This window comes from Amycolatopsis sp. (genome assembly GCF_036008905.1).
Taxonomy (GTDB): domain Bacteria; phylum Actinomycetota; class Actinomycetes; order Mycobacteriales; family Pseudonocardiaceae; genus Amycolatopsis.
The window spans coordinates 23,031-38,157 of sequence record NZ_DASYMU010000107.1 but is presented as its reverse complement, the minus strand read 5'-3'; the positions used below and the strand labels follow the sequence as shown (position 1 = coordinate 38,157).

Below are 15,127 nucleotides of genomic sequence, written 5' to 3'. Positions count from 1 at the left end.
TAGGCTACCCCGGCACCACCTCCGATACGACCGCCAGGAGACCCAAATGAGCGAAGACCTCCGGCCGCTGACCGCGAACAGCCCGGTCGGGGACCAGGCCACCGGCTGGCAGGAGCGGGTCGTCCCTGGCCGGTTCGACGGCCGGACGGTCATCGTGACCGGCGCGGCCTCCGGAATCGGCCGCGCCACCGCGTCGCGTGTCCTCCGTGAGGGTGGCCGGGTCGTCGCTGTCGACGTCTCGCACGAGCGGCTGGACATCTTCGCCGCCGACGCCGGCTCGGCCGACCTGGTCACCGTGGTCGCGGACATCACCGACGCCGCCGGTATCGACCGGATCATGACCGCCGCCGGGCCCCGCGTCGACGGGCTGGCCAACGTGGCGGGCATCGCCGACGACTTCTCCGCGGCCCACGAGGTCACCGACGAGGTCTGGCAACGCGTCTTCGCCGTCAACGTCGACGGGACGTTCCGGCTCATCCGCGCGGTTGTGCCGTCGATGCTGGAGGCGGGCGGCGGCAGCATCGTGAACGTCGCGTCCGAAGCGGCGTTGCGCGGATCCGCTGCCGGGATCGCTTACACCGCCTCGAAACACGCGGTCGTGGGGATCACCCGCAGCTGCGCGTTCATGTACGCGCCGCACCAAGGACTTCCTCGGTCTCATCCCGCCCATCGCCACCGCGCGGCAGCTCGCCGCGTCGATCACGTTCCTGCTCGGCGACGACGGGGTCAACATCAACGGCGCCGTATTGCCGTCGGACGGCGGCTGGTCCGTTCAGTAGGCCGAGGTCGCCTGGCAGTGTCGGCGGCGGGATGATGAGGTGTGGTCATGAGTGAGAAGACCGTCCGGGCGGACCGTGCGAGTGCGACGCGGGAGAGCATCCTCGTCACGGCCGAGCGGCTGTTCGCCGAGCACGGCGTCCACGCGGTGTCCAACCGGTACATCAGCGAGACGGCGGGGCAGGGCAACAACGCCGCGGTCAACTACCACTTCGGCACCAAAGTGGACCTGGTCCGCGCGATCACCCGCAAGCACACCGAGCGCATCGAAGGCTTGCGCGCGGAGATGGTCGACGCGATCACCGAGACGGGGGACCTGCGCGAGTGGGTGGCCTGCCTGGTGCGGCCGACCACCGCCTATCTCCAGGAACTCGGCTCCCCGACCTGGTTCGCGCGGTTCAGCGCCCAGATCATGACCGATCCCGCGCTGCGCGAGATCATGACCGAGGAGTCGCTCACCTCGCCCGCGCTGTCCCGGACCGTCGACGGGCTCAGCCATTGCCTGCCCGATCTACCGGCCGACGTCCGCGCCGAGCGTGGCGACATGGCCCGCCACCTCTTGATCCACATGACCGCCGAGCGCGAACGGGCCCTGGACGAAGGCATCCCCACCCCGCGCGGCAGCTGGCAGGACGCCGCGACCGGGCTGATCGACGGAATCGCCGGCCTGTGGCTGGCACCGGTGACCTCGGCCCGGTGAGTAGCTTGACCGCAGGTTCCGCACGACGGTTCGCGCTCCCGACTGTCCGCGTCGGGTTGCACACCGTTGATCGGCGATGTCGCGAACGCGCCGATAGGGATGCTCAACGTCGCTGACGGTCGCTCGCGATAATTCCGCGACCGGTGTCAGGATCGGTTATTGCGTGCGAGCGTCTGGCCGATCACGCGTACCCCGTCGGGGAAGGCCCCGGGGTTCGGGCCCGAGTAGTTGAGCCGGAGGTACGGGCCGGTGGGTTCGGCGGGGAACCATTCGTTGCCCGGGGCGATGATGACTCCGCGGGTTTCGCAGTCCCGGACGAGCCGGGCCAGGTCGGTGGTGTCCGGCAGTCGTACCCAGAGGTTCAGCCCGCCCTGAGGCACGGCTTCCAGATGCGCGGTGGGGACGTGCTCCCGGAGAGCCTCAGCGAGAAGGTCCCGGCGGGCCGCCAGTTGGTGGCGGACGTTCCGCAGATGGGTACGCCAGGCGGGTTGCGTGACGACGTCGAGCGCGACGGCCTGCAGCATGCCGCTGACATACATGGACACGGCTTGGGCGTCGCCGAGGATGCGTTCGCGGGCGGGACCGCGGGCGACGATCCCGGCGATGCGCACGGCCGGGGACACGCTTTTGGTCAGCGAACGCAGGTACACGACGTGCCCGCTGTCGTCGCGCGCGGCGAGGGGTACCGGGTCGGCGGTGATCCCGAAGTCGTGCGCCCAGTCGTCCTCGATCAGGAACGCCCCGTACCGGCGCACGGTGTCCAGCACCTGATCGGCCAGTGCGGACGACCACAGTGCGCCGGTGGGATTGGCGAAGTTCGGCTGGGCGTAGAAGGCGCGTGCCCCGGTGCGCTCGAAGGCTCGGGCCAGCTCGTCCGGGTCCGGTCCTCGGATGCCGCTGGGCACGGGGACGACCTGCACACCGGCCTGGGTAGCGGCAAGGATCGCGCCCCAATAGGTGGGTGACTCCATCAGTAGCGGACGGCCCGCGCCGACCAGTGCGCGGAAGGCGATGCTGAGCCCGCTTTGGCTTCCCGGAAGGATAATCGCGTCGCCCGGGGCCGGTGGCGCGACGCCGACCGGGGCGGCCATGCCGAGCTCGGCCGCGAACCAAGCCTGTAGTTCCGGAAGCCCCGCGGCCGGGGACCTGCTGACGGCCGCGTCGCTGCGGGCGGCGCGGGTGAACGCGGCCCGCACCAGGCGCTCGGGCAGCAACTCCCGATCCGGGTAGCCCGAGTGCAGCGCGATCACGTCGTTCGACGTGGTGCGCAACGGGGAAGGCAGCGCCGGGACGCGGTTCGTCGGCGACCCGAGCGCGGAGGTCTGCCAGCCGTAGTCGTTCGGGCGGGCGACGCGGATCGCGCGCACGAACGTGCCTACGCCGGGACGACTCTCCACCATTCCCTGCGAAGTCAACGTGCGCAACGCCTTCTGCACCGTGACCGGGCTCGCGCCGTAGCGAGCCACCAGCGTCCGTGTCGGCGGCAGCCTCGCGCCCGGCGGAGCTCCCGCGATCCATTCGCGAAGTCCCGCGACGATACGCGAGCTGCTATCGTCAGTCATGAAGCTGGATAGTAGCGCTACTCTTCCGAAGCCGACAGTGCTATCGCCGTCCCATGCCGGTCTGTGGTGGGGCTTGGTCGGAGTCGTGGCGTTCTCGTTCACGATGCCGTTCACTCGCGTAGTCGTCGAGGGCGGCGGGATTTCGCCGCTGTTCGTCGGCTCGGCCCGTGCTGTCGTCGCCGCGCTGCTCGCGGCCGTCGCGCTGGCGCTCACGAAGCAGCGCCCGCCGCGCGGCATCCAGTGGGGCCGGTTGGCGGTCGTCGCCGGTGGCGTTGTCGTGGGTTTCCCCATCCTGACTTCCTTCGCTCTCACCACGGCACCGGCCAGCCACGGTGCCGTCGTGATCGCCCTCCTGCCCGCCGCCACCGCGGTGACGGCGGTGCTGCGCGGGCACGAAAGGCCCCCGAAGTCGTTCTGGATCATGGCGATCGTGGGCTCGATCGCCGCCGTGGTGTTCGCCGCGTTGCAGGGCGGCGGACTCGACGGACTGACTTGGTCCGACCTGCTCCTGTTCGGTGCCGTGATCGCGGCCGCGATCGGCTACGCGGAAGGCGGGCTCCTCGCCCGCGAGCTCGGCGCCTGGCAGACCGTGTCCTGGGCGCTCGTGCTCGCCGCGCCGCTGATGATCGTCCTCGTCGGTATTTCGGTGGCCTGGCAACCGCCGACTGGCACGACGACCGAATGGGCCGCCTTCGCCTACCTGGGCGTGGTGAGCATGTTCCTCGGCTTCTTCGCCTGGTACCGCGGACTCGCGATCGGCCCGATGGTGCGGGTCAGCCAGGTCCAGCTTGTCCAGCCGGTGCTGAGCATCTGCTGGGCAGCGCTGTTCCTGCACGAACGACTCACCTGGCCGACCGTCCTCGGCGGCATCGCCGTAATCGCGTGCGCCGGAGTCGCCGTCCGCGCCCGGCGGCGCAGCGCTCCAGGTGTTCGGTGAGCTCGATCGCGTGATCGAGGCGGCGGCGTGGCCGCGCTCCTAGCGCTCCCACCAGCACTCCTTTCCGGGCGTCAGACCACGGGACTTGCGTTGTCATCCGCGGTGATGATCTCGCTTCCGCCTGGGGGCTGATGTGCGCGCACTACGCCCCTTCCTAACGTTGGCCCGTCCAACCAGTGTGTCGCATGCAAAAGGAACCGCCGATGGAGAACGTCTCACTTGTGCCGGACAAGACCGCTACGAACGTCCGCGCGCTGCATTGGGCGGGGTTCGCCGGGGTCGCCGTCCTGGTCCTCGTGACGTCCGGGATCCCGCTGCCCGCCGTCGCCGTGGTGACGCTGGGTGTGGCCGGGATGGGCACGCTGGTACTGACCTGGCTGGGCATCGGGCGGCACGCCGCCGAGTTGCCGGTGCGGCGGCTGTACGGGATCGCGGCCTCGTGGTGCCTTCCGCTGCTGGCCGCGCGCCCACTGTTCAGCGGTGACGTCCACAGCTACCTGGCGCAGGGGGTCATCGCGGCCAAGGGATTCGACGCCTACCTGCTCGGCCCGGCCGCGGCGCTGGGCGCCGATTCCCCGGTGACGCAGCAGGTCAGTCACTACTGGCAGGACACGCCCGCGCCTTACGGGCCCGCGTTCGTCACCCTGTCCCGCACGATCGCCCACCTCGCCGGCGAGAATCTGCTCGCCACTGTGTTGCTGCACCGGCTGGTGGAGGTCGCCGGGGTCGTGCTGCTGGCGTGGGCGCTGCCCCGGCTCGCCCGGCGGGTGGGGGTTTCGCCGTCCGTCGCGCTGTGGCTGGCGCTGCTCAACCCGCTGGTGCTGTGGCACGTCGTCGGCGGTGTGCACAACGACGGGCTCATGGTGGGGCTCATGGTCGCCGGGGTGGAACTGGTCCTCATGGGCGCTTCCCGGGCCGGTGCGGCACGACCGGCCCTGATCGCGGCAGGCGTCGTCGTCGTGGGCGTCGCGGCGAACGTCAAGATCGTGGCCGTCGCGGCATTGTGTTTCGTCGGAGTGGACCTGTTCCGACGCGCACGCCCGGCCGGCCGGATCGCGGTGGTTCTCGGACTGCCCGCCGTGTTCGCCGCGACCACCGTCGCGATCTCGGCGGGCAGCGGGCTCGGGTTCGGCTGGATCCGCGCGCTCGCCGGTGTTTCGGGGCAGGTGCACAGCTGGCTGGCGCCGACCAACGAACTCGGGTTCCTGGTCGGCGGCCTCGGCAAGCTCGGCGGGCTCGACCTGACCGACAGCGCGATCAAGGTGTTCTCGGCGATCGGCGCGATCCTCGGGCTGCTGGCCGGAGCGCGGCTGCTGTGGCTGACCTACCGCGAGAAGCTGCATCCGCTGCTCGGCGCCGGGCTGGCCTTCGCGGCGATGCTCGTCTTCGGCCCGGTCGTGCAGCCCTGGTATCTACTGTGGACGATCGCGCTGCTCGCCGTGAGCCTTACGACGGACCGGGCACGCTGGATTCTCGCCGGGGTCAGCTCGGTGTTCGCCCTCCTGCTCCCGCCCGCCGGCGGCGTCGCCGCGCTGGTGCTGGGCTACCTGTTCGCCGCCGTGCTGCTCGTCGGAACGTTGCTGCTGCTGAGGAAGAAGCGTGTCGCGCTCGCTGAGAAGCAGCTGCAGACGTTGGTCGCGGATTACCCGCCGCTGCTTGTACGGAGTGGCGCCGGGCGTGACGAGCAGCGGTGAGTTTCAGGTCGTCGTCAGAACTTGCGTCGAGCGCGGGGCCTGCCTCGATCTCGGCGTCGTGCACATCGACGCCGATCACGGGACGCCCGGCCTCGGCCAGCCGCGCGCGTACGGCCGGTCCCGCGGTGAGGTTGAGCACACCTGCAGTAGACCACGGCATCCCTTGCCGGATCAATCACTGACCGGCCGGGCCTGCAGAAGTGGACTTGCGGGTCCATTTGCCGTCGAAGCCATGTCCCCCAACGATATCGGCCGCATCGGCGGGCTACCTCGCCGGCGCGACGATGGAGATCGACGGCGGATGGTACGACTCGTGAGCTGAGCGGTTCAGGAGAACTTCTCGGCGAGGCCACGATGCGCCTCTGCCGCCAGGCGCGCTTGTTCCCGGCCGATGTCGATTCCCGGCATATCGCCGAGGCGTTCGGCCTGTTCGGCGTAGCCCAGATGCAGCCGGCGAGCGTGTTCGCGACAGGCCAGGCAGGTGACGCGCTCCGGGAGCGGAGACGTCATCGCCCGCGGCACCCGCAGCCCGCAGCCGGTGGTGACCACGCCGGGAAGATCGCTGACGAGACCGAACGTCGACGCGATCATGTTGCGGGACATGGCGTCGGCGTTCAGATTCTCCCCGACGTGAATGTGCGGATCACTCGCGCCCATTTGGCCCCCTTTCGCGTCGGCCGGGATCCGACCGGCCTCGCTTATATTTTTGCGGTTTCCCGGTCAGGGAAAATAGACGCCGTTGAACCAGCTTCGTCCCCACCGTCTACCGGCGTGGTGTGCTACGCCAGGCCGGGGCCGTCTACCAGTTCCGCCACGCCAGGCTCCAAGACCACCTCGGCCGGGCACAGCCCGCCTCTGGCGGCGACAGCTGACGCACGCCGTTCGGTGACGTCGATGTAGTCGTGAAGCGCCCGGCGGGAGCGGACGAGCGTGTCGATCCGTTCGTCCATCTCCTCCAGGCGTGTTCGCAGGGTGCTCAGGGATTCGGGGCAGGGCTCGAGATCGGCCGCCGCACCGGTGACGCAGGGCTGCAGGAACCTGATCTGTTCAGTGGACAGTCCGGCCTCGAGCAGCTTCCTGATCTGCGCCACGGTCAGGACGGCGTCGGTGGTGTACTCGCGGTAGCCGCTGGTGGCGCGGCCGGGCTTGAGCAAGCCTTGGGTCTCGTAGTAGCGCAACTGATGCGCGCGGACTCCGGTCCGACGGCTCAGTTCTCCGATCAGCACATCCACTCCTCTTGACCTTCATACCGGTGTGAGGGTTGATGATTCTTCCATGACCGCCATCCCGTTCACCCCAAGTTCGCTGCTCGCGGAAAGCCGGCTGGGCGTCCTCGCGACGATCAAGCCGGACGGCCGCCCCCAGCTTTCCCCCGTCATGCCCTTCTACGACCAGGATGCCGGTGTCCTCTACGTGTCGATGAGGGAAGGACTGGCGAAGACGGCGAACCTGCGTCGGGACCCGCGAGCGGCCTTGGAGGTCACCAGTCCCGACGGCTTGGCGTGGGCTACCGCGGAGGGCACGGTGACGCTCGTCGGGCCGGGTACCGACCCCCGCGGTCCCGAGGTCGACGCACTGGTGGACTACTACCGCGTCGCGGCCGGGGAACACCCCGACTGGGACGAGTACCGGTCGGCGATGGTGGCCGACCGCCGGGTACTCATGACGATGACGGTCGGCCACGTGTACGGCGCCGAGGTCCGCTGACGGCGTTTCTGACTGCCATGGCGCGGATGGGTATCTTCGCCGTATGCCCCAATTGATCGCGCCGACCGCCCGTCTGCACACGGCTTGGCTCGAAGCGCGTGACGACTGGGGCCTCGGTGTCCACGAGGACGGTTTCGGGCTGCTACCGGCCGACGAGGTCGACTCGCCGGCCGGGTTCACGGCCTGGGTGGCACGGCTGGCTGACGAGTCGGACCAGGTGACGACCGATGAGGCGCGGTGCACGTACCGCTGGATCGTCGAGACCGACCGCGTGCTCGGCGGAATCGCGTTGCGGCACGGGTTCAACGACTTCGTGCGCTGGGCCGGTCACATCGGCTACGGCGTCCGGCCTTCCGCGCGCCGTCGCGGAGTGGCCACGTGGGCGCTGGGCCGGATGCTCGACGAGGCGCGGCTACTCGGACTGGAGCGGGTGCTGGTGGTCTGCGAGGCCGGAAACTTCGCTTCGGCGAAGACGATCGAGCGCCACGGCGGTGTCCTCGAAGAGGTTCAGGAGACCGGACTCGGCACCGCGTGGCGCTACTGGATCACCCTCTAGACCACCGCATTGGCAGCCCGCACTCAGTAGCGGACGTCGCTCTGCACCAGCGGCGGGTAGATCGCGGACGTTTCGCCGTCGACAGTGGTCCCGGCGAACTGCAGCATGGCTCGCAGCGCGCCGTGCATCGCGGCCGGGTAGTTCAACGTGGGGACCGAAACCTCGTCCAGAGTCTTGATGTGTTCGGGGGTGAGCCGCACCTCCAGTCCGGCTAGGTTGCTCTCGAGATGTTCCACGCGCCGGGCGCCGACGATCGGCACGACAGTGCCTTCGCGAGCGCGCAGCCAGGCCAGTGCCACCGCCGCTGACGTGGTTCCGAGCTCGTCGGCGACGGCGTCGACGGCGTCGATGACCACGAACTCGTCCTCACTGGGACCGCCGACGAAAGCGGAGCGGGCGGAGTCGGTGACCACGGTGTCGCGCCGGTATTTCCCGGACAGGAAACCGTTCTTCAACGGACTCCAGGGAACCAGCGCCATGCCCTGGTCGAGCGCGAGCGGGCCGAGTTCACCCTCGACTGTCCGGGCCAGCAGCGAATACTCGACTTGCAGCGCGATGAGCGGGGTCCAGCCCTTGAACAACGCCGTGGTCTGGGCCTGGGCGGTGACCCACGCCGGGGTGTTGGAGAACCCGAGGTAGCGGATCTTCCCGGCCCGGACCAGGTCGTCGAGGGTGCGCAGCGTTTCCTCGATCGGGGTGTTTCGATCCCAGTTGTGCAGCCAATACAGGTCCAGGTAGTCGGTCCGCAGGCGGCGCAGGGTCTCGTCGAGCTGGGCGATGATCGACGAGCGCCCCGCGCCACCACCGTTGGGGTCACCGGGGAAGAGATTGCCGAAGAACTTCGACGCCAGCACCACCCGCTCGCGCCGCCCGGGGTTCGCGGCGAACCAGTCGCCGAGGATCTTCTCCGAGTGGCCGTTGGTGTAGAAGTTGGCGCTGTCGACGAAGTTCCCGCCATTGTCGAGGTAGGTCGCGAGGATTTTCTCCGATTCCTCGACGCTGCATCCGGCGCCTCCGGGATCCTCCCCGAAGGTCATCGCCCCGAGGGCGAACGGGCTGACCCGCAAGCCGGATCGGCCGAGGGTGACGTAGTGATCGAGCGGCATGACTGTGCTCCCATGCGGGTCGGAATCGGTTGTCTCCATCGAAACGCGAGCTGAGTCGCGGTGATAGACCAATCCACGCGTGGGGTTGCACAATCCTCTCGACTTCGTTCGTCGACCGGGGACTATTCGCGGCCCGCGGAGGTGAAGGTCATGTCGGCGTAGCGTCGCGAAGAGGTCGCTCAGCTGGCCGGGGTCAGCACCGACTACTACATCCGGCTGGAACAGGGCCGGGGGCCGTCAGGTCTCCGATGCGGTACTCGACGCGGTCAGCCGGGCGCTTCGGCTGACGCCGTCGGAGCACGCGTACCTGTACGACCTCGCGCGGCCGCACCGCGCCGGCGACCCGCCGCCGCGACAGAGGATCGCGCGGAGCCGCGCCAGCGCGCCGGGCAAGACCCGGCCGCGCGCTGATCAGGCTCAGCGCAGGCCGTTTATGGCGCTGTGTAAGGGTTATGCCTGATCGGCACGACGCCGCTCGAGATGAGCGCGCTCGGCATCGGTACGGACGAGCAGCAGTGCGGCGTCGAACGCGGCCACCGCTTCCGCGCGGCGACCCAGGCGGGACAACAGTTCCGCGCGCACCGTGGGCACCAAGTGGTTCGTGGGCAGCGCTTCGTCCAGGTTGTCGAGGACGATCAATGCTTCCTGCGGTGCTCCGGCCTCGGCGATCGCGACCGCCCGGTTCAGCCGGACGACCGGCGACCCGGTCCGTCGCTCGAGCTCGGCGTACAACCCGGCGATCCGCGGCCAGTCGGTGACGCCGGATGTGCTGTGCTCGGCCGCGATCAGTGCCTGGAGGTGGTAGTCACCGGATGCCGGACCCAGACCGCGCACCAGTTCCAGGCCGCGGTCGATCTCGTCGTGGTGCCACTTCGTCCGGTCCTGGTCGGCAAGCAGCACCAGCCTGCCCTCGCCGTCGATGCGGGCGTCGCGACGGGCGTGCTGCAGGATCATCAACGCGAGCAGGGCCAGGATCTCGTCGTCTCCCCGCAGCAACTCACCCAGCAGGTAACCGAGCCGGATCGCCTCGGCCGCCAGCTCCGGTCGTTGCAGCTCGGGGCCGGAGGTCGCCCGGTAGCCCTCGGCGAACAGCAGGTAGACGACCTTCACCATGACGCTCAGCCTCGGCGGCAGGTCTTCGGCGGCCGGCCGGCGCAGCGGGATCCCGGCCAGCGCCATCTTGGCCTTGGCCCTCGTCAGCCTGGCGGCCATCGTCGACTCGGGCACCAGGAACAGGCGGGCGATCTCGGCCGTCTTCAGACCGGCGCCGAACCTCAGCATGAGCGCGGCCCGCGCGTCGGGGGACAGGGCGGGGTGGCAGCAGGCGAACAGCAGCCGCAGCCGCTCGTCCACGATGGCGTCCGGGTCGGGATCAGGTGGCACGACGTCCTCCGCGATCAGGTCGGTCACCAGCAGCGGCAGCCGCCGCCGGTCGTTGTCCTCGCGGCGGATCCTGTCGAGGGCGCGCCGGTGGGCGGCGGTCAGCAACCAGGCGGCCGGATTGGCCGGGACGCCTTGGTGCGGCCAGGTCCTCGCGGCGGCCAGAAAGGCGTCCTGCAAACCGTCTTCGGCCACGTCGAAGCGGCGAAGCCGGGTCACGAGCAGGGCGAGCAGGCGTGACCAGTGGTCCCGGTACGCCTGCTCCACCGCGTCCTTCGCGGTCAACTGCCGCTCTCTGCCATCGGTACGATCGGCCGGATCTCGACCACGCCTTCCGGCAGCTCCTTCGCCAGCGCGATCGCCGCGTCGAGATCGGCCGCCTCGATCAGGTAGAACCCACCGAACACCTCGGCGGTCTCCGCGAACGGGCCGTCGGTGATGCTCACGTCCCCGTCGCTGTGCCGCAGCGTCGTCGCCGAGCTCGCGAGCGCCAGCTGCTTACCGCCGCGCATCGCGTCCCGCCGTGCCAGCATGCCGGCGAACCGTTCGTGCCTCACGTTGTTGTCGCGGCCCTGTTCCTCGTCGCGCGACGCCCAGACCTTCTCATCGCCGTAGATCAGCAATGCGTACTCCATGACCTTGTCCTCTCTCCGAGCGGCACCGGTGCGGCGCCTTCGAGGTAATGACTCCGCCGGACGCCGATATTCGACAACACACCAACGAAAGTTTCGCCGACCAACCAAACAAGATCACTCAAACTACCTCGCCTGTTGACACCAAACACCAACAAGTGTCACCGTCAATCATCGCGCTCCAGTGTTGGAGAGCACCACGATCAGAGGGGCGTTCCATGTCCGCCTTGCGTCGTCGTCGGTTCCGCTGGTCACCCCTTCTCGCCGCGGCGGTGCTGGCGTTGTCGCTCGCAGCGGCGATCTCCCCGGGGCATGCCGCAGCCGGCAACTCCCCACGCGTCGAACGATCGACGGACTTCGGAACCGGGTGGAAGTTCGCGCTGGCCAACAGAACCGGGATCACCGACCCCACCGGCGCCTTCGCGAACGCGGCCGCCCCCGGTTACGACGACTCGTCCTGGCGATCTGATGACCTGCCGCATGACTGGAGCATCGAACTCGATCCGGCCGACGCCGCGGGGACCAGCAGCGGGACCGGCTTCCTGCAGGGCGGCCTTGGCTGGTACCGCAAGGACTTCACCCTTCCCGAGTCGCTCGCGGGAAAGCGGATCTCGGTCGAATTCGACGGCGTCTACATGGATTCCTCGGTCTACCTCAACGGAAAACTCCTCACGTCCCATCCCTATGGCTACACCGGGTTCCCGGTCGACCTGACCTCACTGGTCACCGCCGACGGGAAGACAGGCAACGTACTCGCGGTCAAGGTGCGGAACCAGCTGCCCAGCAGCCGCTGGTACTCCGGCAGCGGGATCTACCGCAACGTGCATCTGGTGGTCACCGACCCGGTGCACCTGAGCAGGCACGGTGTTTTCGCCACCACACCGGATCTCGCCCGGAGCTACGCCGCCGGTCACGGCGATGTGCACGTCACGACCTCGGCTGTCGACGAGAGCGGCGCCGGCTCGCACGCGAAGGTTGTTTCGACGATCAGCGACGCGAACGGCCGAACGGTGGGCAGTGACACCGCGGACATCGATCTGGGCACCCAGGCGAAAACCGCGGTGACCGGCATCCGGATACCGCGTCCGACGCTGTGGTCGATCGAGAACCCGTACCTGTACACCCTGCGGACCGACGTCGTCGTCGGCCGGACCGTCGATTCGACCAGTACGCGTGTCGGCCTGCGCTGGACGGAACTCGATCCGCAGGAGGGATTCTCGCTCAACGGGCAGTACACCAAGTTGCAGGGCGTCGACCGCCACCATGATCAGGGAGCCCTGGGTTCGGCGGTCAACAAGGACGCGCTGTACCGGCAGATGAAGCTGATGAAGAGCATGGGCGTCAACGCGCTGCGGACTTCGCACAACCCGCCGGCGCCCGAACTGGTCGAGGTCTGCGAAGAACTGGGCATCGTGATGATGGTCGAAGCCTTCGACACCTGGCGGACACCGAAGGTCCCCTACGACTACGGCCGGTTCTTCGACGCCAACAGCGACGCCGACATCACGGAAATGGTCCAGGCGGCGAAGAACTCGCCGGCGGTGATCCTCTGGTCCATCGGCAACGAAATCCCCGACTCCACGTCGGTGACGGTCGGGCTTCCCATAGCCAAGCGGCTCATCGCCGACGTCAAGGCGGTCGACCCGACCCGCCCGGTGGTGATCGGTTCGGACAAGTACCGCAGTGTGCCCGCGGACGGCTCGGGGCAGGACGTGGTGCTGCGCGAACTGGACGGGCTGGGGCTCAACTACAACACCGCCGGTTCCGTCGACGCGTTGCACGCGAAATACCCGGACAAGTTCCTGTTCGAGTCCGAGTCTTCCTCGGCGACCTCGACCCGCGGGGTCTACCAGGATCCCGGCCAGCTCAACACCGGGGAGAACTACACACCCGGCAAGCGGGGGACGTCCTCCTACGACAACAACATGGCTTCCTGGACCATGAGCGGTGAGTACGGCTTGAAGAAGGACCGTGACCGCAAGTGGTTCGCCGGCCAGTTCCTCTGGGCGGGCATGGACTACCTCGGCGAGCCCACGCCGTACGACGTCTTCCCCGTGAAGGCCTCGTTCTTCGGTGCCATGGACACCGCGGGATTCCCCAAGGACCTCTACTACCTGTTCCAAAGCCAGTGGACCACCGACCCGATGGTGCATCTGCTGCCGATGAACTGGACCGAGCACAAACCGGGTGAACCGGTCGCCGTGTGGGCGTACTCCAATGTGGACACCGTGGAGCTCTTGCTCAACGGGAAGTCCCTCGGGGTACGCAAGTTCGATCACAAGACCACCACGGACGGCCGCCCGTACCTCGAGACGACCGAGCCGTCGGGCGACGACAAGAACGTCACCACCGGCGCTTTCCCCGGCAGCTACACGAGTCCGAACGGCACCGCCGGAAAGCTGCATCTCGCTTGGACCGTGCCGTTCGCGGAGGGCAGCCTGGTCGCGGTCGCGAGGAAGGACGGCAGGGAAGTGGCCCGGGACCGGGTCGACACCGCGGGCAAGCCCGCCACAATCCGGCTGACTCCCGACAAGCCGGTGATCGCCGCCGGTGGGCGTGCGCTGTCCTACGTCACCGCCGACGTGGTCGACGAACACGGGGTGGTCGTTCCCGGCGCGGACAACCTGATCGATTTCGAGGTCGCCGGCGGCGAACTGGCCGGAGCCGACAACGGCCGTCAAGAGGACAGCACGAACTACAAATCGCCGTCGCGGCGCGCCTTCAACGGCAAGGCGCTCGCGATCGTCGAGTCGACGGGCAGCGGTCCGATCCGGATCCGAGCGCGCAGCGCGGGACTCGACCCCGGCATCACAACCGTGTGGTCGACCGGCAATAACGCTCCAGGAGCGTTGGGTACTGACGCCGGGTCGTCTCGCTATCGCGTGGTCAAGTCCGTGGATCCGTGGGCGACCGTTGTTCCGGTCGGTACCGCCGCAACGCTCCCGCCGACGGTGCGGGCGGTCTACCCGACGGCGTGGATCGCCACCTTCCGGTCCGCTGGGACCGGGTGCCGGCCGCCGCCTACGGAAAACCGGGCACCGTGACCGTTCGCGGAAACGTCACGGGCACGGCGATCCGAGCCACGGCGAAGGTGCGGGTCACCGCCGATTTCGAGCCTGGTCAAAACCTCGCCGCCGCGAGCGGTCCCACCCGGCCGTCGGCCGACGCGAGCTACTCCGGTGCCCCGGACACTTTGCCGGGAGCGCTGCTCGACGGTGTCACCACGAGCGGTGGCTGGTCGAACTACCACAACAAGTCGGCGACAGCCCTGTTGCCCGCGGTCAACCTTTCCCACGGCGGGGAATGGACTTCCGTCGGGTGGGCGGCGCAGCAGACGGCCGGGCAGCTGAAGGCGTACTTCACCATCGACGCGAAACGTGCGCTGCCTTCTTCGGTGCGGGTGTCCTATTGGGACGGTGGTAGCTGGGTCCCGGTGCGCGGACTGCGCACCGAGTGGGCCACGACGTCGAACTCCGCGTCCAGCCTGACCTTCGAACCGGTGAGTACCACCGGTTTGCGGCTCGACATGACCAGTACGACGCCGGGGACCTCGACGGGTTTCCTGCAACTCGCCGAACTCGAAGCGATCGGTTCCCTGCTGCGCTGATCGGGCGGAACCTCAGTTCCAGTTGTCGATCTTGACGTCGTGGGGATCCGGGGCGCCTTTCCCGGTTTCGATCAGCGACTTGAGGCTCAGCAAAAAGACCGCCCATTTGGTGCTGCAGTGGTGCATGAATTCCACCGGCTCCTTCCAGCCTTGGTGCTTGAAGAGAATGACGGTGTAGTCGTCGACCTGTTCGAGGCTCCAGTCCACCCGTGTGCCGATCCATTCTTCGGGTCCGTCGACCACCTCCCACAGCACACGCTCGCCAGGGACGAGTTCGAGGACCTTCATGTCGAATCCGCCGGCCCCGAACCGGAATCGGAGCACGCCGCCGACGTCGTCGCCGTCGCCTCGGGTGTCGGTCGTCCACCAGCCGGCAAGCCCCTCGGCGGTGGTCAAGGCCGCGTATACCTCGGCCACCGGCGACGTGATTCCGACCCTGTGCAGGATGTCCACCATTTCGATTCTTCTT

15 protein-coding genes are annotated in these 15,127 nt (G+C 68.5%); 8 read left to right on the top strand and 7 right to left on the bottom strand.

Translation table 11 applies throughout. The annotated features are described in order from the left end of the window. The first annotated feature begins 46 nt into the window (after positions 1–46). Positions 47–814: an SDR family NAD(P)-dependent oxidoreductase gene (locus VGP60_RS19825; protein WP_327549528.1), complete on the top strand. Its 768-nt coding sequence runs from the start codon at positions 47–49 to the stop codon at positions 812–814. Positions 815–826: 12 nt separating this feature from the next. Next, positions 827–1,477 (top strand): TetR/AcrR family transcriptional regulator, encoded by a 651-nt coding sequence (locus VGP60_RS19820; RefSeq protein WP_327549527.1) that lies wholly within the window; start codon positions 827–829, stop codon positions 1,475–1,477. A gap of 146 nt (positions 1,478–1,623) precedes the next feature. Here VGP60_RS19820 and VGP60_RS19815 read toward each other — a convergent pair whose 3' ends face one another. Continuing rightward, entirely contained in the window at positions 1,624–3,039 is a 1,416-nt protein-coding gene (locus VGP60_RS19815; protein WP_327549526.1) for a PLP-dependent aminotransferase family protein, read from the bottom strand. Between VGP60_RS19815 and VGP60_RS19810 the strand changes: the two genes are divergently transcribed. Together VGP60_RS19810 and mptB are read left to right on the top strand one after the other, a co-directional pair. Next, the gene (locus VGP60_RS19810) at positions 3,038–3,976 is read left to right on the top strand and encodes a DMT family transporter (protein ID WP_327549525.1); all 939 of its coding nucleotides are present in this window, start codon (positions 3,038–3,040) and stop codon (positions 3,974–3,976) included. The two genes, VGP60_RS19815 and VGP60_RS19810, sit on opposite strands and share 2 nt — an antisense overlap. Before the next feature lie 203 nt (positions 3,977–4,179). Then, positions 4,180–5,670, top strand: coding sequence for a polyprenol phosphomannose-dependent alpha 1,6 mannosyltransferase MptB (gene mptB / locus VGP60_RS19805; protein WP_327549524.1), 1,491 nt, complete (start codon positions 4,180–4,182; stop codon positions 5,668–5,670). A 327-nt stretch (positions 5,671–5,997) separates the two neighbouring features. Here the strand turns inward: mptB and VGP60_RS19800 are convergent, their stop codons facing one another. Together VGP60_RS19800 and VGP60_RS19795 are read right to left on the bottom strand one after the other, a co-directional pair. Beyond that, on the bottom strand, positions 5,998–6,327 hold the full coding sequence (locus VGP60_RS19800) for a hypothetical protein (protein WP_327549523.1): 330 nt from the start codon (positions 6,325–6,327) through the stop codon (positions 5,998–6,000). Between the two features lie 122 nt (positions 6,328–6,449). Beyond that, positions 6,450–6,896, bottom strand: coding sequence for a MerR family transcriptional regulator (locus tag VGP60_RS19795; protein WP_327549522.1), 447 nt, complete (start codon positions 6,894–6,896; stop codon positions 6,450–6,452). 49 nt (positions 6,897–6,945) lie between these two features. On the opposite strand from VGP60_RS19795, the gene VGP60_RS19790 reads away from it, so the two are divergent. Together VGP60_RS19790 and VGP60_RS19785 are read left to right on the top strand one after the other, a co-directional pair. Then, the gene (locus tag VGP60_RS19790) at positions 6,946–7,377 is read left to right on the top strand and encodes a PPOX class F420-dependent oxidoreductase (protein ID WP_327549521.1); all 432 of its coding nucleotides are present in this window, start codon (positions 6,946–6,948) and stop codon (positions 7,375–7,377) included. Between the two features lie 43 nt (positions 7,378–7,420). Continuing rightward, the gene (locus VGP60_RS19785) at positions 7,421–7,933 is read left to right on the top strand and encodes a GNAT family N-acetyltransferase (protein WP_327549520.1); all 513 of its coding nucleotides are present in this window, start codon (positions 7,421–7,423) and stop codon (positions 7,931–7,933) included. Positions 7,934–7,956: 23 nt separating this feature from the next. On the opposite strand, the gene VGP60_RS19780 is transcribed toward VGP60_RS19785, so the two are convergent. The 3 genes from VGP60_RS19780 to VGP60_RS19765 all read right to left on the bottom strand — a co-directional run bounded on the left by VGP60_RS19780 (position 7,957) and on the right by VGP60_RS19765 (position 11,054). Then, a complete protein-coding gene (locus VGP60_RS19780; RefSeq protein WP_327549519.1) occupies positions 7,957–9,039 on the bottom strand; it encodes an aldo/keto reductase in 1,083 nt (360 codons plus the stop codon). A gap of 450 nt (positions 9,040–9,489) precedes the next feature. Beyond that, complete coding sequence (locus VGP60_RS19770) at positions 9,490–10,704, bottom strand: RNA polymerase sigma factor (protein ID WP_327549518.1); 1,215 nt, start codon at positions 10,702–10,704, stop codon at positions 9,490–9,492. After that, complete coding sequence (locus VGP60_RS19765) at positions 10,701–11,054, bottom strand: YciI family protein (RefSeq protein ID WP_327549517.1); 354 nt, start codon at positions 11,052–11,054, stop codon at positions 10,701–10,703. Before VGP60_RS19765 ends, VGP60_RS19770 begins: the two co-directional genes overlap by 4 nt. A gap of 215 nt (positions 11,055–11,269) precedes the next feature. Between VGP60_RS19765 and VGP60_RS19760 the strand changes: the two genes are divergently transcribed. Next, on the top strand, positions 11,270–14,095 hold the full coding sequence (locus VGP60_RS19760; protein ID WP_327549516.1) for a glycoside hydrolase family 2 TIM barrel-domain containing protein: 2,826 nt from the start codon (positions 11,270–11,272) through the stop codon (positions 14,093–14,095). Beyond that, the gene (locus VGP60_RS19755) at positions 14,026–14,658 is read left to right on the top strand and encodes a hypothetical protein (RefSeq protein ID WP_414640381.1); all 633 of its coding nucleotides are present in this window, start codon (positions 14,026–14,028) and stop codon (positions 14,656–14,658) included. The genes VGP60_RS19760 and VGP60_RS19755 overlap by 70 nt, the downstream gene beginning before the upstream one ends. 12 nt (positions 14,659–14,670) lie before the next feature. Here VGP60_RS19755 and VGP60_RS19750 read toward each other — a convergent pair whose 3' ends face one another. Next, positions 14,671–15,114: an SRPBCC domain-containing protein gene (locus tag VGP60_RS19750; protein ID WP_327549514.1), complete on the bottom strand. Its 444-nt coding sequence runs from the start codon at positions 15,112–15,114 to the stop codon at positions 14,671–14,673. Positions 15,115–15,127 lie beyond the last annotated feature (13 nt).